Genomic DNA, 19,291 nt, shown 5'->3' on the forward strand with positions numbered 1-19,291 from the left:
GCGGGCGCGACCTGTGCGGACGCGCTGCCCGCTCCGGAGAGCAGGGCCAGGCCGAGCGCGGCGGTACACGCGGTGGCCAGCAGCGCCCGGCCCCGGGCGCGGGGGCGGATGTGGGGGAATCTCAGCACGGGGTCTCCTCGTGGGGGAGGAAGAAGCACATGACTTGGCATGGGCACGAAAGTTGTTCCGATGGACGTTAGAAGGACTAGACCAGTGAGTCAATGGTTCGGACCAATCCGTTCGCCACTTCCGGCGCGGCCATCGCGGACGGCCGACCGGTGACGTATGGCGGCCGATCGGGCATACTCGACGCGCCACAGCCGCTGGTCAGCATCTTCCGCGATCCGGGAGGGCAGCATCGGCCGGGGAGAACATCGGCCCGGGGACATCCCCGGGCCCCAGTCGGCGCCGCCGCCCTACCCTGCGCGTGCGGACAGCCGTAGCGTCCCGAACAGGGAGGAGAGCGCAACCATGTCCGACCGCGCACCGCAGCCGGTGGATCGTCAGTTGCCCACCGAGGAGTCCCGCGACCTCGTCACGCTGACCCGCGAGATCGTCCAGCGCGAGATCGCGCCCACGGCGGCCGACGAGGAGGAAGCCGGCCACTTCCCACGCCAACTCTTCACCCTGCTCTCCGAATCGGGACTGCTCGGCCTGCCCTACGACTCCGCCCACGGCGGCGGGGACCAGCCGTACGAGGTCTACCTCCAGGTACTCGAAGAACTCGCCGCCGCCCGGCTCACCGTCGGCCTCGGCGTCAGCGTGCACTCCCTCGCCTGCCACGCCCTGGCCAACTACGGCAGCAAGGAGCAGCAGAGCGAGCATCTGCCCGCGATGCTCGGCGGCGGCCTGCTGGGCGCGTACTGCCTCTCCGAGCCCGCCTCGGGCTCCGACGCGGCCTCGCTGCGCACCAAGGCCGTGCGCGACGGCGACGACTGGGTCATCACCGGCACCAAGGCGTGGATCACCCACGGCGGGATCGCCGACTTCTACACCGTGCTCGCCCGCACCGGCGGCGACGGCGCCCGGGGCATCACGGCCTTCCTGGTGCCGGGCGACGCGGCGGGGCTCGAAGCCGCCGTACCCGAGAAGAAGATGGGGATGAAGGGCTCGCCCACCGCCCAACTCCACTTCGACGGCGTACGGGTGGCCGACGGCCGCCGGATCGGCGACGAGGGCCAGGGATTCGCGATCGCGCTGTCCGCCCTCGACTCGGGCCGGCTCGGCATCGCGGCCGCCGCCGTCGGACTCGCCCAGGCGGCGCTGGACGAGGCCGTCCAATACGCCACGGGTCGCGAGCAGTTCGGCAGACCGATCGCCGACTTCCAGGGGCTGCGCTTCCTGCTCGCCGACATGGCGACCCGCGTCGAGGCCGGACGCTCGCTCTACCTCTCCGCCGCCCGGCTGCGGGACATGGGCCGGCCGTTCTCCCAACAGGCCGCCATGGCCAAGCTGTTCTGCACGGACACGGCGATGCAGGTCACCACGGACGCGGTGCAGGTGCTCGGCGGCTACGGCTACACCACCGACTTCCCGGTGGAGCGCTACATGCGCGAGGCCAAGGTGATGCAGATCGTCGAGGGCACCAACCAGATCCAGCGCATGGTGATCGCCCGTCATCTGGTGGGGCCCGAGACACACTGAAACCACCGACGGCACCCATGTCATGACGAACCGTCATGACATGGGTGCCATAGGTGTGTTGCCGCCGGAAGAGGCTGAGCCGCAGAGCGGGCTTACGCCGCGCGGGCGATCTTGACGGGCCGGGAGGCCGGGCCGCCGACGTGCGAGAACGGCTGGGTCCGCCAGTCGAGCCCCTGAGGCAGCGTCAACAGCAGTGCCGTGTCCTGCTCCTGGGCGTCGAACGTGTCGTCGGCCGGCCGCGCCTGCGCCGCCGCCGTACCCGTACCGGCACACACCGACAGCACGAACGGGTTCCAGGGGGAGGGGCACAGCGCGTGCTCGGGCAGGACGTCCTCGTCCGCCAGCAGCGCGATCGGCTGTGCACAGTCCGGGCAGACCACGCGGTACATCTCGAAGGTGTCGTACGAGTCGAACTCGTCCGTTTCGACGAGCTCGACGGGCTCCGGTCCGGTATTTCCGGCGCGGTTCAGCTTCTGCATGGAGACATTCCCCCTCGGGTGGGCCGACCAGGCACTTGTGGTCTCGACCACAGCAAGCACTTCCCTGCGTGCGCGCCGAGTAACCGTGCGGCACCGACGGACCGGTCCCGGGCCCTGTGGTCTTCGTCACATGCCCGTCGCAGGTGCCGGTGGTCGCCGCAGACGACTGTGCCGGAGCACGCCCGGGGGAATAGGTTGATCGGCATGGAGGAGCTGGATCGTCAGATCGTGGAGTTGCTCGTCAAGGACGGCCGGATGAGCTACACCGACCTGGGCAAGGCCACCGGCCTGTCCACGTCGGCGGTGCATCAGCGGGTACGCCGGCTGGAGCAGCGCGGAGTGGTCAGGGGATACGCCGCCGTCGTGGACCCCGAGTCGGTCGGGCTGCCGCTGACGGCGTTCATCTCGGTGAAACCGTTCGACCCGAGCGCCCCCGACGACATCGCGGAACGGCTCGCCGGCATCCCCGAGATCGAGGCGTGCCACAGCGTGGCGGGCGACGAGAACTACATCCTCAAGGTCCGGGTCGCCACCCCGCTGGAGCTGGAGGACCTGCTGACCCGCATCCGCACCCTGGCCGGCGTCTCCACCCGCACCACCGTCGTGCTGTCGACGCCGTACGAGGCACGGCCGCCGCACTTCTGACCCACCGGGGCAGCCGCCCCCACCCGGGCGCGAACCACGCCGCCCGAGGCGCGAGACTTGTGCCCATGAACGAGAGCACCGCCCCCCAGAGCGAACACCGCACCGTCCTGCTGCGCGGCGGAGAAGTCCACAGCCCCGCCGACCCCTTCGCCACGGCGATGGTCGTGGAGCGCGGCCATGTCGCCTGGGTCGGCTCCGAGGGCGCGGCCGACGCGTTCGCCACCGGAGTCGACGAGACCGTCGACCTCGAAGGCGCTCTCGTCACCCCGGCGTTCACCGACGCCCACGTACACACCACAGCCACCGGGCTCGCCCTCACCGGGCTCGATCTGTCCGGCGCCGCCACCCTGCCCGAGGCGCTGCGGCTCGTACGGGACCACGCGGCGGCCCGCCCCGGCGACCGGATCCTGCTGGGCCACGGCTGGGACTCGGCCCGCTGGCCCGAGCGGCGTCCGCCGTCCCGCGCCGAGCTGGACGAGGCGACGGGCGGCCGGCCGCTGTATCTGACCCGGATCGACGTCCATTCGGCCGTGGTGACCACGGCGCTGCTCGACCTGGTCCCCGGTGTCAGTGGCCTCACCGGCTACGAGCCGGAAGCGCCGCTGACCGCCGCCGCCCCCCACGCGGTACGCGCCGCTGCCTACGGCGCCGTCACCCCGGCCCAGCGCGCGGAGGCCCAGCGGGCCGCGCTGCGCCGGGCGGCCTCGCTCGGTATCGGCTCGCTCCACGAGTGCGCGGGACCCGACATCTCCGACGAGGACGACTTCGCCGCGCTGCTGGCTCTGGCCGCGGGGGAGCCCGGCCCCCGGGTGTCCGGGTACTGGGCCGAGCTGATCAGCGACGAGAAGGGCGCCAGGCGGGTCCGTGAGCTCGGCGCCGTGGGCGCCGCGGGTGATCTCTTCGTGGACGGCTCGCTGGGCTCCCACACGGCCTGTCTGCGCGAGCCGTACGCCGACGCCGCCCACACGGGCAGCGCGCACCTCGACGCGGCCGCCATCGCCGCCCATGTGACCGCGTGCACCGAGGCCGGACTCCAGGCGGGGTTCCACGCCATCGGCGACGCGGCGGTGGACGCCGTGGTCGAAGGGGTACGGGCGGCGGCCGACCGGCTCGGGGTGGCGCGGGTGCGGGCCGCCAGGCACCGGGTGGAGCACGCCGAGATGCTCACCGCGGGGACGATCGCCGGCTTCGCCGACCTCGGCCTGACCGCGTCCGTCCAGCCGGGCTTCGACGCTGCCTGGGGCGGCGAGGACGGCATGTACGTGGAACGGCTCGGCGCGGACCGGGCCCGCACCCTCAACCCGTACGCGGCGCTGCTGCGGGCCGGGGTGCCGCTCGCCCTCGGCTCCGACAGCCCCGTCACCCCGCTGGACCCGTGGGGCACGGTCAGGGCCGCCGCCTTCCACCGCACGCCCGAGCACCGGGTCTCCGTACGCGCGGCCTTCACCGCCCACACCCGCGGCGGCTGGCGCGCCGTCGGCCGCGACGACGCCGGGACGCTCGTCCCCGGCGCCCCCGCGGACTACGCCGTGTGGCGGACGGAGGAGCTGGTGGTCCAGGCGCCCGACGACCGGGTGGCCCGCTGGTCGACCGATCCGCGCTCCGGGACACCGGGTCTGCCGGACCTGACCCCGGGCCGCCCGCTGCCCGAATGTCTGCGGACCGTGGTCGGTGGTCAAACGGTCTTCATGCGACCGAACGAGTGACGTGCGGATATTTCGTACCGCCGACCGATGCTTCCCCGGCCGTGCGAACGCCTCCGGCGCCTCCCCGCTGACCTGCTGATTTAGCCGAACGTCGCAGGTCAAACGGCTGTTGACAGTGAGCGGCCGGAGGCGGGTAGGTTCGGCCAGGTCCACCACCGTACGTCCGTCCGGCAACCTCCACGCAGTCGTCGAACGCCGCTGGGCCATGGGGCGGTGTGCCGCACCGGCGCACCACCACTGGGAGCCAGGTCCAGCACCCGCGCCTCGGGGGCGAGGGAAGGTTTCAGCCGGCCGGCGGGTGTGACCCGGGTGGGGCCCCGGCGTTCAGTAGACAACGGCTTTCGGTTGGCCCGCAGCCAGCGGGCCCCAGGTCGGCCCGAAGGACGCCGGGACCCGATCCGCAGCACGGCTGCCCCGCCCTGCCGGGCGCCGGCCCCGCGACCGCGTCGCGGGCAAGATCACCCTTTCCGTACGACACCGGTCCGATTCGGCCCGCGTCGCACAACACCCGCGCACCGCGTGGGCATCGGGCCTCCCCGCGCTCGCTAAGCTGGTGCATCGGCGTACGGCGACTAAGGGGCAGTAGTGAACGACGGCGGTCAGAGGCGGTTCGGCCCGCTGGGCAAGGCCCTGGTGATCATTCCGACCTACAACGAGGCCGAGAACATCAAGCCGATCGTCGCCCGGGTGCGGGCTGCGGTGCCGGAGGTCGACATCCTCGTCGCCGACGACAACAGCCCCGACGGCACAGGCAAGCTCGCCGACGAACTGGCGGCGGCCGACCAGCAGGTGCACGTGCTGCACCGCAAGGGCAAGGAAGGGCTCGGCGCCGCCTACATGGCGGGCTTCCGCTGGGGCATCGAGCACGGCTACGGCGTCCTGGTCGAGATGGACGCCGACGGCTCGCACCAGCCCGAGGAACTGCCCCGGCTGCTGACCGCGCTCAAGGGCGCCGACCTGGTGCTCGGCTCGCGCTGGATGCCCGGCGGCCGGGTCGTCAACTGGCCCAAGAGCCGGGAGCTCATCTCCCGTGGCGGCAGCACCTACTCGCGCCTCCTGCTGGGGGTCCCGATGCGTGACGTGACCGGGGGCTACCGGGCGTTCCGCGCGGAGACCCTGGCGGGTCTGGGGCTCGACGCCGTCGCCTCGGCGGGTTACTGCTTCCAGGTCGACCTCGCCCGGCGCGCGATCGACGCCGGGTTCCACGTGGTCGAGGTGCCCATCACCTTCGTCGACCGCGAGCTGGGCGACTCCAAGATGAGCCGCGACATCTTCGTCGAGGCGCTCTGGCGGGTCACCGCCTGGGGCGTGGAGTCGCGGGCGAACCGGCTGCTGGGACGTAAGCCTTCCTGATCCCGGTCCGTCCCCGCGCGTTCCCGCCCGTCGCAGGGGCCTCATAACGGCCCTCATACGCCGTCGGGCGGCCAGGCCAGGCACACTGGACGTATGACGACCGCCACGCATCGGACCGCACCCAGGCGCTCGCGCGCCCGTACGCTCGTGCCGCTGGGCATCGCTGTCTGGCTGGCTCTCGAGATCTGGCTGCTGGTGCTGGTCGCCGGCGCGGCCGGCGGGCTGACCGTCTGGCTGCTGATCCTCGCGGAGATCGTGGTCGGGGCCCTGGTGATGAAGCGCGCGGGCCGCCGGGCGTTCCGCAATCTGACCGGGACCCTCCAGCGGCAGCAGCGCAGACAGCAGGGCGAGGACGTGGAGCCCGAGCCTGTGCCCGGCCGTGACCGCAACGGCTTCCTGATGCTCGGCGGGCTGCTGATCATGGTGCCGGGGCTGATCACCGACGTCTTCGGCCTGCTGCTGCTCGTACCCGCTCTGCGCACCCGGCTCGGCGACTACACGGAACGCACGCTGGAGCGGCGGCTCCGGGCGACGGCCGCCGCACAGCCGGGCGGTCTTGGCGAGGCGTTCGAGCAGGCGCGGATGCGGCAGCCGGACGGCAAGGTGGTCCAGGGCGAGGTCATCAAGAACGACGAGCGTGACCAGCGCGGCGGACCGCGCGACGACGGCCCCCGCCCGCCGCTCACCGGCTGAGCAGGCAGAGACCGCAGGCGCCTCAACAGGCAGAAGCCGCGGGCCGCGACACATGATCTGTGTCGCGGCCCGCGGCTTTTGTGTTGTTGTCTTGACTGGCGCTATGCGGTGATTACGCGATCAGGCGGACTTCCGGCTGTCGCGCGGGTGCACTGCGATGTTCATGGCGCCGGAGCGCAGGACGGCCAGCCTCTCGGCCAGCACCTCCTCCAACTCCTCGCGGGTGCGCCGCTCCATGAGCATGTCCCAGTGCGTACGCGCAGGCTTGCCCTTCTTCTCTTCGGGACCATCCCCGTCCACCAGGAGTGCCTGGGCGCCGCACGCCTTGCACTCCCACTCCGGCGGAATTTCCGCCTCTACCGAGAACGGCATCTCAAATCGATGACCGTTCTGGCATGCGTACTCCACCGCCTGGCGCGGGGCCAGATCGATGCCGCGGTCCGTCTCGTAGCTGGTAACCACGAGTCGCGTGCCGCGGAGAGCTCGCTCACTCATGAATCGTGCCTCCCGGGCTTGTCGCCCACAGGACAAATGTCGCTGTCGTCGTCATCCGGTCAACGTCCGGTCGGCGGTAAAGATTCCCGCTCCGGGTCGTGCGTCGTCCGTGTGCCGCCCCTTGTTGTACCCACCAGTGCCCGGTTTGTCACGTCTTGCAGGAGATGTCACCCGTCGTTGTGGCTTCTCAGGCATGCAGGAACGCTCCGGCTGGCAGGCCAAACGCGTACACTACCGCCCTTTGACGTCTCGCGTCTAAATACGCTCAGGCAGCGTGTTCCCCGCGGCGGCCACCGCACGCCTGACCGGCACCCGCGCCAGCAGCACCGAGCCGATGACGAAGAAGACCACCAGCGAGATGATGGCGTCCCGGTAGCTGCCGGTGAGCTGGTAGGCGAGCCCGAAGACCAGCGGCCCGAGCCAGCTAAGCCCCCGGTCGCTCATCTCGTACGCGGAGAAGTACTCCGCCTCCTTGCCCGCGGGCACCAGATGCGAGAACAGCGAACGCGACAGCGCCTGGCTGCCGCCCAGCACCAGACCGATCGCGGCGGCGAGCCCGAAGAACCAGACCGGCGCCTTCGCCGGCAGGAAGTACCCGGCGACCAGGATCAGCGTCCAGACCGCCAGCGATCCCAGGATGGTGCGCTGCGCGCCGTACGTCCGCGCCATCCGCCCCATGGCCAGCGCACCGGCGACGGCGAGGATCTGCACCAGCAGCACCGCCACGATCAGCGTGGTCTGCCCGAGCCCCAGCTCCTCCGAGCCGTACACGGACGCCTGCGAGATGACCGTCTGGATGCCGTCGTTGTAGACGAGATACGCCAGCAGGAACGACAGCGTCAGCGGGCGCTTGCGCATGTCCCGCAGCGTGGCCGTCAGCTGCCGCCAGCCGGTCCCGACCGCGCCCTCACCGCTCTGCGGTACCCGCCGGTCCCGCAGTCTGCGTAGCGGTACGAGCGTGAAGGCGCCCCACCACAGCCCGGCCGAGGCCAGACAGATCCGCACGGCCGTCGACTCGCTCACGCCGAACGAGTCGTGGCCCGAGTAGAGGACGAGATTGAGGATGAGGACGAAAGCGCCCGAGGTGTAGCCGAAGGCCCAGCCGCGCGAGGAGACCGCGTCCCGCTCCTCGGGGCCCGCGATCTGCGGCAGATACGCGTTGTAGACCACCGTCGAGACCGACAGCGCCGCGTTCGCCACGATCAGCAGCAGCGCGCCCAGCAGATAGCGGTGGCCGTCCAGGAAGAACATCCCGGTCGTCGCCGCGGCGCCGGTGTAGGCGGCGGCGGCCAGCAGCGGCTTCTTGCGGCCCGTACGGTCGGCCGCAGCGCCGGCCAGCGGCATCAGCAGCACGGCGACGACCACGGAGACCGAGACGGTGTAGGCGAAGACCGACCCGGCGCGCACGGGTATCCCGAGCGGATGGACATAGCCGCGGGCGTCGGCAGCCGCCTTGGCCACGGACGTCAGATAGGGGCCGAGGAAGACGGTGAGGACGCTCGTCGAGTAGACGGAGCAGGCGAAGTCGTAGAAGTACCAGCCGTGCTGCTCGCGTCTGCGCTCCCGCGCCGCGCCGGCGGCCTCGTCCTCGCCGTCACCAGGACCTTCGGTCAGGTCCACGGTCTCCGCGGTCACCGCGCCCCCTCGTCAGTGCCTCTCGTTCGGATCTTGCCGGGCTCGCGGGCGGATCCGAACGAAAGGTCCTAGTGCCAGACTCCCCGCCCGGCGAACACCGCGCGCAGCGTCTCAAGATGATCGGTCATGATGCCATCCACGCCAAGGTCGAGGAGTTCGTTCATCAGGGCGGGCTCGTTGACCGTCCACACATGGACCTGCAGGCCGCGCTCGTGGGCCGTGCGTACGAACCGCTCGTCCACCACCGGGATGCCGTTGTGCGCGGGCGGCACCTGCGCGCACACCGCGCCCGGGCGTACGGGCACCGGGATCCGGTACGAGCGCAGCCGCAGCCCGAGCACCCCGCGGATGCCGTACGAGGTGGCGAGGCGGTCCCCGGCGAGCTGCGCGGCCGCCGCCACCCGCGCCTCGGAGAACGAGCCGACGCACACCCGGTCCCAGCTGTCGGTCGCCCGGATCAGCTCGACCAGCGGCTCCAGCGCGGGAGCCGCCTTGATGTCCACGTTCCAGCGCGCGTCGGGGAACTCCTCCAGCAGTTCCTCGAAGAGCGGCAGCGGCTCCCGGCCGTCGACCCTGGCCCGGCGCACCTGGTGCCACGGCAGGTCCCCGATCCGGCCGGTGCCGTCGGTGACCCGGTCCAGGGTCGCGTCGTGGAAGGCGACGAGCCGCCCGTCGGCGGTGGCGTGCACATCGGTCTCGAAGTACCGGTAGCCGAGCGCGGCCGCCCTGCGGAAGGCGGCTGCCGTGTTCTCGATCCCGTCGGCCGCTCCGCCGCGGTGTGCGAAGGGGATCGGGGTCGGATGGTCGAGGTAGGGGTGACGGTTCACCGCGGCAGTATCGCGCCCTCCGGTGTCCCCGCGGCGACCAGCGCGCTGCCGGTGGGGGCCGTGGGAATGGCGAAGACGCGCAGGAACAGCTGCGCGAGCGGGCCGATGGCGAGCGCGTAGACGACGGTGCCGACGCCCAGCGAGCCGCCCAGCGCGAACCCGGTGGCGACGACGGCGACCTCCAGTGCCGTACGGACCAGCCGGATCGAGCGTCCGGTCACCCGGTGCAGCCCGGTCATCAGACCGTCGCGCGGACCAGGGCCGAGCCGGGCCGCGATGTAGAGACCCGTCGCCGCGCCCTGGACGACGATGCCGCCGACCAGCAGCGCGATCCTGGTCGCCGCTCCGTGCCCGTCGGGCACCAGGTCCAGCGTCACGTCCATCGCGATCCCGACGACGAACACGTTGGAGACGGTGCCGAGCCCCGGCCGCTGCCGGAGCGGTATCCACAGCAGCAGGACGGCGGCGCCCACGATGATCGAGACCACGCCCATGGTCAGTCCGGTCAGCTCGGCGAGCCCCTGGTGCAGCACACCCCACGGCTCAAGCCCGAGACCGCCCCTGACCAGCAGCGCCGAGCTGGCCCCGTACAGGGCGAGCCCCACGTACAGCTGGGTCAGCCGGCGGCCGAGCCGCGCTCCGCGCAGACGGGCGGTGATGGCCATGTGGTGCTCCCTGGTGGCGATGGTGGACCGGCTCATGTCACTCTGTGGCTGGTCGGCACTGACCGGCCATGGCCAATTCGGGGAAGGTGGACCGACTTCATGACCCAGTGGACATCGGCGGTGGGCGCCGCCCAGCTCGCCCGCCAGCTCAAGGCGCAGCAGTCCCGTCCTGCGGGCCCCGGCACGCGCAAGCCGCCCGCCTACCGCGCGCTGTCCGACGGGATCCGGCTGCTGGTGCTCGAAGGCCGGGTCCCGGTCGCCGCCCGGCTCCCGGCCGAACGGGAACTGGCGCTGGCCCTTTCGGTGAGCCGTACGACCGTCGCCGCCGCCTACGAGGCGCTGCGCGGCGAGGGCTTCCTCGAATCCCGCAGGGGCGCCGGCAGCTGGACCGCCGTACCGGCGGGCAACCCGCTGCCCGCGCGGGGCCTCGAACCGCTGCCGCCCGAGTCGCTGGGCTCCATGATCGACCTCGGTACGGCCGCGCTGCCGGCGCCCGAGCCCTGGCTGACCCGTGGGGTGCACGGCGCGCTGGAGGAGCTGCCGCCGTACGCGCACACCCACGGCGACTACCCGGCCGGACTGCCCTCGCTGCGGCGGATGCTCGCCGACCGGTACACCGAGCGCGGCATCCCGACCATGCCGGAGCAGATCATGGTGACCACCGGCGCGATGGGCGCCATGGACGCGATCTGTCATCTCTTCGCCGGCCGCGGCGAGCGCATCGCCGTGGAGTCGCCCTCGTACGCCAACATCCTCCAGCTGATGCGGGAGTCGGGCGCCCGGCTGGTGCCCGTCGCGATGGCCGAGGGGCTGGGCGGCTGGGACCTGCCGCGCTGGCGCCAGGTGCTGCGGGAGGCGGCGCCCCGGCTCGCCTATGTCGTCGCCGACTTCCACAACCCGACCGGCGCCCTGGCCGACGAGGACCAGCGCCGACAGCTCGTGGACGCCGCGCGGTCGGCCGGCACGGTCCTGGTGGTCGACGAGACCATGTCCGAACTGCGGCTGGACCCTGACGTCGAGATGCCCCGGCGGGTGTGCGCCTTCGACCCCGCCGGCAGCACGGTGCTGACGGTCGGCTCGGCGAGCAAGGCGTTCTGGGCGGGCATGCGCATCGGCTGGGTGCGCGCGGCGCCCGATGTGATCAGGTCCCTGGTATCGGCGCGTGCCTACGCCGACCTCGGCACACCGGTGCTGGAACAGCTCGCCGTCAACTGGCTGATGCGGACCGGCGGCTGGGAGGAGGCGGTCGCGCTGCGCCGCGTCCAGGCGCGGGAGAACCGCGACGCGCTGGTGGCGGCGGTCCGTGAGGCCCTGCCAAGCTGGGAGTTCGAGGTGCCGCGCGGCGGGCTCACGCTGTGGGTGCGCACCGGGGGCCTGTCCGGTTCACGGCTGGCCGAGGCCGGTGAGCGGGTCGGGGTGCGGGTGCCGTCCGGGCCGCGCTTCGGGGTCGACGGCGCGTTCGAGGGGTATGTGCGGCTGCCGTTCACCGTGGGCGGCCCGGTCGCCGTCGAGGCCGCCGCCCGGCTGGCCGCAGCGGCGCGCCTGGTGACGACGGGGGCGAGCAACGGCACGGACGCGCCCCGCACGTTCGTCGCCTGACGAGTACGGCCTGTCGGGTGGAGCGGGTCGTGGAACCCGCCCCACCCGACGGGACGTCAGCCCTCGGCCGGTACCGCGTCGGCGATCGGACCGGCCGGCCGGACCGCGGGCGGTGCGTGTTCCACGACGCGCTCCACCGCCTGGTCCGGGATCTCGTCCGGCAGGTGTTCCTCGGCGGGCGCCTCGTCCAGCGAGGGGTGCCGGTCGGGCAGCAGGTCGAGGACGGCCCTGCGGTGCGCCTCGCTCGTCGCGTCGTCGTACGGGTCGGGGGTGGCCGGCACCTGGAGCCTGAGCACCGGGCCCGTGCCGAGCCGCGCGTAGCCCCTGCCGGGCGGGACGTCCGGGGTGGGGGTGGTGTGCGGCGGCGCCCCGAGCACCCATTCCACCTGGGCGGGGGTGGCGGCGCCGAGGACGACCCGGGCGCGGGTGTGGGTCAGCACGCTCTCGGTCAGGTCCTGGACGCCGTCGAACTGGTCGGCGACGACCACCGTCACATTCGCCGCCCTGCCGTGCCGCAGCGGCACCTGGAGCTGTTCCTGCGGGTCGGGCCGCCCTTCCACGGCGGCGAGATGCCCGAAGACGCTGGGCCGGTCCAGCAGGATCCACAGCGGCCGCTTGATGTCGTCCGGCGCGGGATGGCCGGACTGCCTGGCGCGGTTGGCGGCGATCAGCCGCCGCTCCGTCTCACGGGCCGCCCATTCGAGGCTGGAGGCGGCCCCGGCGGGCGCGCACTCCACGGCGAGCACGCCGGTCCGGCCGGTCAGACAGGCGAATTCGCCGTTCCCGCTGCCCTCCACGATCAGCACGTCACCGTGCTGGAGAGCTTGCAGGGCGAGGGAGCGCAGCAGGCTCGTGGCGCCGCTGCCGGGCTGGCCGACGATCAGCAGATGGGGCTCGGTCGAGCGCTGGCCCGTGCGCCACACGACCGGCGGCGCGTCACTGGTCTCGTCGCCCGTCGTCACCGGAACCGTACGCTGCACGGCCCCGCCGTCGGTGAAGCCCAGCACCGTCTCGCCGGGGGCGGTGACGAAACGCTGGGCGGCGATGGCGGTGGGGAGCGCCGGCAGCACGGTCATGACCAGGTGGTTGGCTTCGTGGTTCCAGTCGAAGAGGTACTCCCTGCCGCGCCCCGACTTGGCGTGCAGCAACTGTTCGATCCGGGCGCGGGCCTCGGGCTCGCCGTCCGTGAAGTAAGGGGGGTACGTCAGCTCCAGCCGGCTGAGCCGTCCGTCGGCGTCGAACTCGTGGGCGCCGAAGGCCGCTCCCCATTCGCCGCCGTGGGAGAACAGCGGGCTCGGGTCGTCCGGCACCGAGAAGTACGGCACCAGCGCCTCGTAGAGGGACCGGAGGCGGCCGGTCTGCGCGTCGTCGGGGCCGGCCGGCGCCGGCGTGCGGTCGCGTCCCTTCCAGGCGGCCGCGGCCATCACCGTGATCAGGGCCAGCAGCGGCCCGTACGGGATGAGCGCGACCACCAGGACACAGGCCGCCACGAGGAACAGCGCGGGACCGCGCCGGTCCTTGGGTGTGTCGGCCCACCGCTGGCGCCCTGCGGCGGCCAGCCTCCGCAGACCACGCGTGACCGTGATCAGCGGATGGAGAACATCGGTGGCGCTGTCGGCGGCCGTGCGCGCCATCTCGCGACTGCGAGCGAGCTGGGCGCTGCCGCTGCTCAGAATGCGGGGGAGTGGACGCCGGGCCACATCTGTCTCCTGGAGGTGCGGAAGGGATGAAGAGACGCGGGAACTGTCAGAACTTGATCCCGCCCAGCAGACCGGCGAGGCTCGCGCCGCCGGCCGTGATGCTGGGGGCGATGGCGGTGCCCGCCAGGTAGAAGCCGAAGAGGGCGCTCACCATCGCGTGTGAGGCTTTGAGCCCGTCTTTCCTGAAGAAGAGGAAGACGATGATTCCGAGCAGCACGACGCCTGACATGGACAGGATCATGAGGTTCTCCTGGTTGAGGGGACAGTCACCATGAGTTCTTCCATGCTTACAGAAAGTATCAATGCGACTAAAGGTGCAAATGAGTGAATTGTTGGGTATTTCACCCGACCGGCGTACAGGAACGTCCCGCTCCGGTGGCGGACCTGGGGCAGTACCCTGTCGATTCGTCGGTACGGCACGTACGCGCCGTACCCGTAGCAGGCCAACGACAGGAGAGGCGGTCCACCGATGAGCGAGGTCCCGGACCCCGGTGTGATCGAACTGGCGACGAAGCTCTTCGAGCTGGCCAGACGTGGTGACACCGAGACACTGGCCGCTTACGTGGACGCCGGAGTCTCGGCGAACCTCACCAACGACAGGGGCGACTCCCTCGTCATGCTCGCCGCCTACCACGGCCACGCCCCCGCGGTCCGCGTCCTGCTGGAGCGCGGCGCCGACGCCGACCGCGCCAACGACCGCGGTCAGACCCCGCTGGCGGGCGCCGTCTTCAAGGGTGAGGACGCGGTGATCGAGGCCCTGCTGACCGGGGGCGCCGATCCTGCGGCCGGCACGCCGTCGGCCGTGGATACGGCGCGGATGTTCGGGAAAGAGCATCTTCTGGAACTGTTCGGGGCCCGGTGAGCCGGGCAGCATGACACCCGTCCCCCTACCGGCCGGTAGGCCGCGCGGTCGAAATGTGGTCGCGTCGGCGAAATGGCTGGGTCATCATGACGGCGGGTCCGCAACGGGCCGCCGACGAGAGGCTGAGAAAGATGGTCTGCACCAAGCGCACGACGACAGCGGGTCTCCCATGTTGCCGCGTGGCCTAGGAACGCTCCCCGGTCGCGTCGACAGCTTGATGTGAGGCTTGCCCATGTTTGATCCAGTCATAGCGCCGAGCGGCACGCTGCTCGGCCTGCTGCAGCGGGGCCGCGGCGACGGCACCCTGCACGCGCTGGCGGCGCCGCGTACAGAGGCGCTCGCCACCCTCAACCACTGCGTACTGAACGACCCGCGCCACGACTGGCAGGTCGAGAACCGTTCGCTGTACTACGCACGCCTCTACCTGGATCTCCACGGCGGGCTCGACGCGATCGACCACCACCTCTTCCGCGCCGAGGACCACTTCGACACCGAGGAGACCAGGACCGGGCTCGCCCTCGCCGTACTGGGCCATCTCGCCTCGTACGACCGGCGCGACGCCCTCGACCTGCTCAGGCGCTACGCGGCGACCGGCGCCAACTGGGCCTGGGCCCTGGACGAACTGGCCCTGCGCGACGACGACACGGGCCTGCGCTCCCTCGCGGCGCCGGTGCTCGCCCGCTTCCCCGCCACCCCCGAGGGTGACGCCGAGCTGGCCTCCGCCGTACGGGACGCCTTCGAACCCCGGCCCTGGCGACTGTGGGCCGAAGACCCGCGCGCCGCCGTCGGCGGCCGGATCAAGGCCGCAGGCGAACAAGGCTCCTTCGACCGATGGCAACGCCAGATGCGCCCCAGCGGACCGCGCCCCGGCTGGAGCGTCCAGGCGGTCTTCGACTGGGCCCAGCAGGGCATCGAGCGCGGCAGCGAACTCCACGTACCGGCCGCCAGGTGCCTGAGCGCCGTGGCCGGACCCGAGGACAGGCCCGCCATCGTCGAGGCCGCCCGCAGCGGCCCCGAAGGCGCCCGCTGCGCCGCGCTCCACTATCTCGCCCAGATCGCCGACCCCGTCGTGCTCGACCTGATCGAAACGGCGGCCGGCGGCCTGGAACGCACGGTCTCCGACGCGGCCGTCTCCGCGTTCGAGCGGATGTGCGGCGACGAGGCCGTCGACCGGGCCCGTGGCTGGATCCACCGGCCCGACGCACTCGGCGCCTCCGCCGCGGGGGTGCTCGCCTCACGCGGCGCCCCCCAGGACGCCCAGCTCGTGCTCGGCGCACTGCGCGAGACCGTACGGGCCGAGGGCCCCGACGCCCAGCCGCTGTGGACCCTCGTCGACGGGGCGGGCCGGCTCGGCATCGCCTGCGCGGCGCCCGTCCTGCGCCACGTCTACCGCGAGACCGCCTCCTCACATCTGCGCGGCCGCACCGCCAGGGCACTGGCGGCCACCGACCCCTCGTACGCCACGGGCTTCGCCGTCGAATGCCTGTGGGACTGCGAGGAGACCACCCGCGAGGTCGCGGCCCTGCACGCGGAGACCGGCGACGTACGCGTCGCCGAACGGCTCAGGCGGCTGGCCGCCGACCCCGCGGAGGAGGCCGAGGTGCAGACGGCGGTCCGCAGCAGAATGGGGCCCGACGCGGCGGCGCTGTGAAGATGGCCGACAAGAGACCCTGAGGGGTCGAAGGCGAATGCTCACGGGACGTTCCCCACGCGGAAAGATCCACGTTGGCAGGGACACGTCCCGTGAGACGACAACACGGGTATGCGTGTCGTCATCGTCACCGAGTCCTTCCCGCCAGATGTCAACGGCGTAGCCCACTGCGCCCTGCAGACCGCGCGGCACCTCGCCGCACGCGGCCACGATCCGCTCGTCATCGCCCCCGCCGTGGCCGGCGCCGGGGCGTTCGACGCACCGTGCCCCGTGGTGCGTGTGCCCTCCGTCCCTCTCCCCGGCTACCCGCAGGTGCGGGTGGCTCTCCCCAGCAGGCGGGTGGCGGCGACCATCGCCGCCCACCGCGCCGACCTCGTCCACCTGGCGAGCCCCTTCATCCTCGGCGCCCGCGGCATGACAGCGGCCACCCGGCTGCGCCTGCCCGCCGTCGCCGTCTACCAGACCGACCTCGCGGGCTACGCCCGTACCTACGTCGGCGCCGGTGAGGCGGCGGCCTGGCGCCGGCTGCGCGCCGTCCACTGCGCCGCCGACCTCACGCTCGCCCCGTCCAGCGCCGCCGTCCGCGACCTCACCGAGCACGGCGTCCCGCGCGTACGGCTCTGGCGGCGCGGCGTGGACGCCGTACGGTTCCGGCCGGAGCTGCGGGACGTGGCACTGCGCCGGCGCTTCGCCCCGAACGGCGAGCTGATCGTCGGCTACGTCGGCCGTCTCGCCCCCGAGAAGCAGGTCGAACTCCTCGCAGGCGTCAGCGAACTGCCCGGTGTACGGGTGGTGATCGTCGGGGACGGCCCCAGCGAGACCGCGCTGCGCGGGGTGCTGCCACGGGCCCTGTTCCTCGGCCGCACCACGGGGGACGAACTGGCCCGGGTCTTCGCCTCCTTCGACGTCTTCGCGCACACCGGCCCCTTCGAGACCTTCTGCCAGACCGTGCAGGAGGCCATGGCGAGCGGGGTGCCGGTGATCGCCCCCGCCTCCGGCGGCCCCCTCGACCTCGTCGACCACGGCCGTACCGGACTGCTGGTCACACCGCAGGACGCCGACGCCGTCACCCAGGCGGTACGCGACCTCGCCCACGCCCCCGCGCTGCGCGCCGCCTTCGGCGCCGCGGGCCGCGCCACGGTCGAGGGCAGGACCTGGGCGGCGGTCGGGGACCAGCTCATCGACCACTACGGCGCCGTGGTCGGCGCACGCACGGCGGTGGTCGCGTGAACGCGCTACGGATCGTACGCATGGCGAACTTCGTCACCCCCTCCTCCGGAGGGCTGCGCACCGCCCTCCAGGAACTCGGCAGCGGCTATCTCGCCGCCGGTCACGAACCCGTCCTGATCGTCCCCGGCGAGCGCGCCTCCGACCGGAACACCGTGCAGGGGCGCGTGATCACCGTCCCGGGCCCGGTACTGCCGGGCACCGGCGGCTACCGGGTGCTGACCGCCCGGCGCGGCGTGCGCGACCTGCTCGAATCACTCGCGCCCGACCGGCTCGAAGTGTCCGACAGGACCACCTTGCGCTGGACGGGGGAGTGGGCACGCCGGCACCGCGTCCCGTCCGTCATGGTCTCCCACGAGACCGCCGACGGCGTCCTGCGCACCTGGGGAGTGCCGGGGGCGGCGGCGGGCCGCACGGCCGACCGGATCAACGCGCGCAGCGCCTGGGCGTATTCGCGGATCGTGTGCACCACCGAGTGGTCCGAGCGGGAGTTCCTGCGGATCGGCGCGCGCAACGTGGTCCGCGCGCCGCTCGGCGTCGACCTGGTCCGCTGCCGGCCGGACCGGCGCAGCACCGCACTGCGCGAGAGGTACGCGCGGGGCGCCGACGTGCTCCTGCTGCTCGGCTCCCGGCTCTCGGTGGAGAAGCGGCCGGGTACGGCCCTCGACGCGCTCGCCGAACTGCGCGCCCGTGGGGTGAGCGCGGTGCTGGTCGTCGCGGGCGACGGACCGCTGCGGCCGGGACTCGTCCGCAGGGCGCGGGCCCAGCGGCTGCCCGCGCTGTTCCTCGGCCACGTCGGGGACCGCGAATCGATGGCCGACCTCCAGGCGTCGGCCGACATCTGTCTGGCGCCTGGGCCCGCCGAGACCTTCGGGCTGTCGGCCCTGGAGGCGCTGGCCTCCGGCACGCCGGTGGTCGCGAGCGCTTCGTCGGCGCTGCCCGAGGTCATCGGGGACGCGGGCCTCGCGGCGGCCGACCAGGGTGCCGCGTTCGCCGACGCCGTACAGGACCTGCTCGACCGGCCGGAGCGGGCGCGCCGGGAGGCGGCCAGGACCCGCGCGGAGCTGTTCAGCTGGAGCAACGCGGTCAACGCCTTCCTCGCCGCCCACGACACGGCGCCGCTGCGCGCACCGGAGCCTGTCGCGCCGCCGGAGCCGACCGCCCCGGCTGTACGCGCCGTACGCCGCCCGGACGGGGCACCACGATGACCACACCGGCCTCAACGGCGGGGCCCCCGCGCGCCGTACGGTTCGCCGCGCTCGGAGACTCACTGACCTCGGGCGTCGGCGACCCCCTGGCGGACGGCCGCGGACGGGGCTGGGCGGCGCTGCTGTGCGGTGGCGGGGGTATGGATGCGGCGCCGGGCGCGTCACCTGACGGTGCGGCCGGGTCTGCCTCCTTGCAGGGCATGGGGCCTGACGCCGGAGCGGGCGTGGCACTGCACCTCGTGGCCGGCGCCGGCCCGGATGCCGGGTCCGGGGATGGTTCTGACGCTGTGCCGAGCGGGAGTCCTTACGCTGAGGTCGGCGCGGCGCTGCACGTCGTGCCGGGCGAGGGGCCCGACGACGCGGCCGTGCGCGAACGCGTCGTCGCCCTTCGCAACTTCGCCGTCAGCGGGGCGCTCACCCGCGACGTCGAGGAGCAGCAGGCGCCTGCCGCGCTCGCTTTTCGTCCCGACCTCGCGTCCGTCGTCGTCGGCGTCAACGACACGTTGCGGCGCGCCTTCGACATCCAGGACGTGGCCCTGCGTCTCGACCGGATCTGCGGGGAACTCGCCGCGCACGGCGCCGTACTGCTCACCGCCTGTCTGCCTGATCCGGGCACCATGCTCGGGCTGCCGGGGCCGCTCGCCCGGCCGCTCGCGCGCAGGCAGCGCGCCGTCAACGCCGTCGTCCACGCCCTGTCGGCGCGCTACGACTGCGTCCATCTGCACATGTCGGACGCCGGGTGGGTGGCCGACCGGTCGCTGTGGAGCGCCGACCGGCTGCACCCGGGGGAGCGCGGTCACCGCGTCATCGCCGCGCGCTTCCATGAGCTGCTGGCCGAGCGGGGGTTCGTCCTCGGGGCGCCGCCCGCCCTCACGACCGACCGGCCGCCGCCGAGCCGGCTC

The 19,291-nt window shown here is 72.7% G+C and carries 18 protein-coding genes; 11 read left to right on the forward strand and 7 right to left on the reverse strand.

Features of this window, described 5'->3' with window-relative positions; genetic code table 11:
* The first annotated feature begins 471 nt into the window (after positions 1-471).
* Positions 472-1,644 carry an acyl-CoA dehydrogenase family protein gene (locus tag HY68_RS22905; RefSeq protein ID WP_041991741.1) on the forward strand — a complete coding sequence of 391 codons (1,173 nt, stop codon included), beginning with the start codon at positions 472-474 and terminating at the stop codon, positions 1,642-1,644.
* Between the two features lie 92 nt (positions 1,645-1,736).
* Here the strand turns inward: HY68_RS22905 and HY68_RS22910 are convergent, their stop codons facing one another.
* Positions 1,737-2,123 (reverse strand): hypothetical protein, encoded by a 387-nt coding sequence (locus HY68_RS22910; RefSeq protein ID WP_041991743.1) that lies wholly within the window; start codon positions 2,121-2,123, stop codon positions 1,737-1,739.
* Positions 2,124-2,327: 204 nt separating this feature from the next.
* Between HY68_RS22910 and HY68_RS22915 the strand changes: the two genes are divergently transcribed.
* The 4 genes from HY68_RS22915 (at position 2,328) to fxsA (ending at position 6,520) form a co-directional block, all read left to right on the forward strand.
* Positions 2,328-2,768: an Lrp/AsnC family transcriptional regulator gene (locus HY68_RS22915; protein ID WP_041991745.1), complete on the forward strand. Its 441-nt coding sequence runs from the start codon at positions 2,328-2,330 to the stop codon at positions 2,766-2,768.
* Between the two features lie 65 nt (positions 2,769-2,833).
* Positions 2,834-4,474 carry an amidohydrolase gene (locus tag HY68_RS22920; protein ID WP_041991746.1) on the forward strand — a complete coding sequence of 547 codons (1,641 nt, stop codon included), beginning with the start codon at positions 2,834-2,836 and terminating at the stop codon, positions 4,472-4,474.
* A gap of 585 nt (positions 4,475-5,059) precedes the next feature.
* The gene (locus HY68_RS22925; RefSeq protein ID WP_041991748.1) at positions 5,060-5,827 is read left to right on the forward strand and encodes a polyprenol monophosphomannose synthase; all 768 of its coding nucleotides are present in this window, start codon (positions 5,060-5,062) and stop codon (positions 5,825-5,827) included.
* Positions 5,828-5,920: 93 nt separating this feature from the next.
* On the forward strand, positions 5,921-6,520 hold the full coding sequence (gene fxsA, locus HY68_RS22930; RefSeq protein ID WP_041991750.1) for an FxsA family membrane protein: 600 nt from the start codon (positions 5,921-5,923) through the stop codon (positions 6,518-6,520).
* A gap of 120 nt (positions 6,521-6,640) precedes the next feature.
* Here the strand turns inward: fxsA and HY68_RS22935 are convergent, their stop codons facing one another.
* The 4 genes from HY68_RS22935 to HY68_RS22950 form a co-directional block, all read right to left on the reverse strand.
* Positions 6,641-7,015 carry an RNA polymerase-binding protein RbpA gene (locus HY68_RS22935; RefSeq protein ID WP_003959706.1) on the reverse strand — a complete coding sequence of 125 codons (375 nt, stop codon included), beginning with the start codon at positions 7,013-7,015 and terminating at the stop codon, positions 6,641-6,643.
* 255 nt (positions 7,016-7,270) lie between these two features.
* Positions 7,271-8,635: an MFS transporter gene (locus HY68_RS22940; RefSeq protein ID WP_241778787.1), complete on the reverse strand. Its 1,365-nt coding sequence runs from the start codon at positions 8,633-8,635 to the stop codon at positions 7,271-7,273.
* Positions 8,636-8,718: 83 nt separating this feature from the next.
* Positions 8,719-9,477 carry a glycerophosphodiester phosphodiesterase family protein gene (locus HY68_RS22945; protein WP_041991752.1) on the reverse strand — a complete coding sequence of 253 codons (759 nt, stop codon included), beginning with the start codon at positions 9,475-9,477 and terminating at the stop codon, positions 8,719-8,721.
* On the reverse strand, positions 9,474-10,142 hold the full coding sequence (locus HY68_RS22950) for a membrane protein (protein ID WP_041991754.1): 669 nt from the start codon (positions 10,140-10,142) through the stop codon (positions 9,474-9,476). The genes HY68_RS22945 and HY68_RS22950 overlap by 4 nt, the downstream gene beginning before the upstream one ends.
* Positions 10,143-10,241: 99 nt before the next feature.
* On the opposite strand from HY68_RS22950, the gene HY68_RS22955 reads away from it, so the two are divergent.
* Positions 10,242-11,741: a PLP-dependent aminotransferase family protein gene (locus tag HY68_RS22955; protein WP_198533321.1), complete on the forward strand. Its 1,500-nt coding sequence runs from the start codon at positions 10,242-10,244 to the stop codon at positions 11,739-11,741.
* 56 nt (positions 11,742-11,797) lie between these two features.
* Here the strand turns inward: HY68_RS22955 and HY68_RS22960 are convergent, their stop codons facing one another.
* Positions 11,798-13,441: a membrane protein gene (locus HY68_RS22960; RefSeq protein ID WP_041991756.1), complete on the reverse strand. Its 1,644-nt coding sequence runs from the start codon at positions 13,439-13,441 to the stop codon at positions 11,798-11,800.
* A gap of 46 nt (positions 13,442-13,487) precedes the next feature.
* Entirely contained in the window at positions 13,488-13,682 is a 195-nt protein-coding gene (locus tag HY68_RS22965; RefSeq protein WP_041991757.1) for a hypothetical protein, read from the reverse strand.
* A 228-nt stretch (positions 13,683-13,910) separates the two neighbouring features.
* Here HY68_RS22965 and HY68_RS22970 point away from each other — a divergent pair, with 228 nt between their 5' ends.
* The 5 genes from HY68_RS22970 to HY68_RS40890 form a co-directional block, all read left to right on the forward strand.
* Positions 13,911-14,303, forward strand: coding sequence for an ankyrin repeat domain-containing protein (locus tag HY68_RS22970; protein WP_041991759.1), 393 nt, complete (start codon positions 13,911-13,913; stop codon positions 14,301-14,303).
* Positions 14,304-14,535: 232 nt separating this feature from the next.
* Positions 14,536-15,954: a hypothetical protein gene (locus HY68_RS22975; protein ID WP_041991761.1), complete on the forward strand. Its 1,419-nt coding sequence runs from the start codon at positions 14,536-14,538 to the stop codon at positions 15,952-15,954.
* Between the two features lie 111 nt (positions 15,955-16,065).
* Positions 16,066-17,184, forward strand: a complete 1,119-nt coding sequence (locus tag HY68_RS22980; RefSeq protein WP_041991763.1) for a glycosyltransferase family 1 protein — start codon at positions 16,066-16,068, stop codon at positions 17,182-17,184.
* A gap of 20 nt (positions 17,185-17,204) precedes the next feature.
* Positions 17,205-18,389: a glycosyltransferase gene (locus HY68_RS22985; protein WP_041991765.1), complete on the forward strand. Its 1,185-nt coding sequence runs from the start codon at positions 17,205-17,207 to the stop codon at positions 18,387-18,389.
* Positions 18,386-19,291: SGNH/GDSL hydrolase family protein (locus HY68_RS40890; protein ID WP_078863729.1), on the forward strand; the 906-nt coding region annotated here is incomplete at its 3' end. The genes HY68_RS22985 and HY68_RS40890, both read left to right, overlap by 4 nt.

It is taken from the genome of Streptomyces sp. AcH 505, from assembly GCF_000818175.1.
In the GTDB taxonomy this organism is placed as follows: domain Bacteria; phylum Actinomycetota; class Actinomycetes; order Streptomycetales; family Streptomycetaceae; genus Streptomyces.

Coding starts and splice junctions, on each gene's coding strand:
- HY68_RS22905 (WP_041991741.1), top strand. CDS start 472: ATGTCCGACCGCGCACCGCAGCCGGTGGATCGTCAGTTGCCCACCGAG.
- HY68_RS22910 (WP_041991743.1), bottom strand. CDS start 2,123: ATGCAGAAGCTGAACCGCGCCGGAAATACCGGACCGGAGCCCGTCGAG.
- HY68_RS22915 (WP_041991745.1), top strand. CDS start 2,328: ATGGAGGAGCTGGATCGTCAGATCGTGGAGTTGCTCGTCAAGGACGGC.
- HY68_RS22920 (WP_041991746.1), top strand. CDS start 2,834: ATGAACGAGAGCACCGCCCCCCAGAGCGAACACCGCACCGTCCTGCTG.
- fxsA (WP_041991750.1), top strand. CDS start 5,921: ATGACGACCGCCACGCATCGGACCGCACCCAGGCGCTCGCGCGCCCGT.
- HY68_RS22935 (WP_003959706.1), bottom strand. CDS start 7,015: ATGAGTGAGCGAGCTCTCCGCGGCACGCGACTCGTGGTTACCAGCTAC.
- HY68_RS22950 (WP_041991754.1), bottom strand. CDS start 10,142: ATGGCCATCACCGCCCGTCTGCGCGGAGCGCGGCTCGGCCGCCGGCTG.
- HY68_RS22955 (WP_198533321.1), top strand. CDS start 10,242: ATGACCCAGTGGACATCGGCGGTGGGCGCCGCCCAGCTCGCCCGCCAG.
- HY68_RS22965 (WP_041991757.1), bottom strand. CDS start 13,682: ATGATCCTGTCCATGTCAGGCGTCGTGCTGCTCGGAATCATCGTCTTC.
- HY68_RS22970 (WP_041991759.1), top strand. CDS start 13,911: ATGAGCGAGGTCCCGGACCCCGGTGTGATCGAACTGGCGACGAAGCTC.
- HY68_RS22975 (WP_041991761.1), top strand. CDS start 14,536: ATGTTTGATCCAGTCATAGCGCCGAGCGGCACGCTGCTCGGCCTGCTG.
- HY68_RS22980 (WP_041991763.1), top strand. CDS start 16,066: ATGCGTGTCGTCATCGTCACCGAGTCCTTCCCGCCAGATGTCAACGGC.
- HY68_RS22985 (WP_041991765.1), top strand. CDS start 17,205: ATGGCGAACTTCGTCACCCCCTCCTCCGGAGGGCTGCGCACCGCCCTC.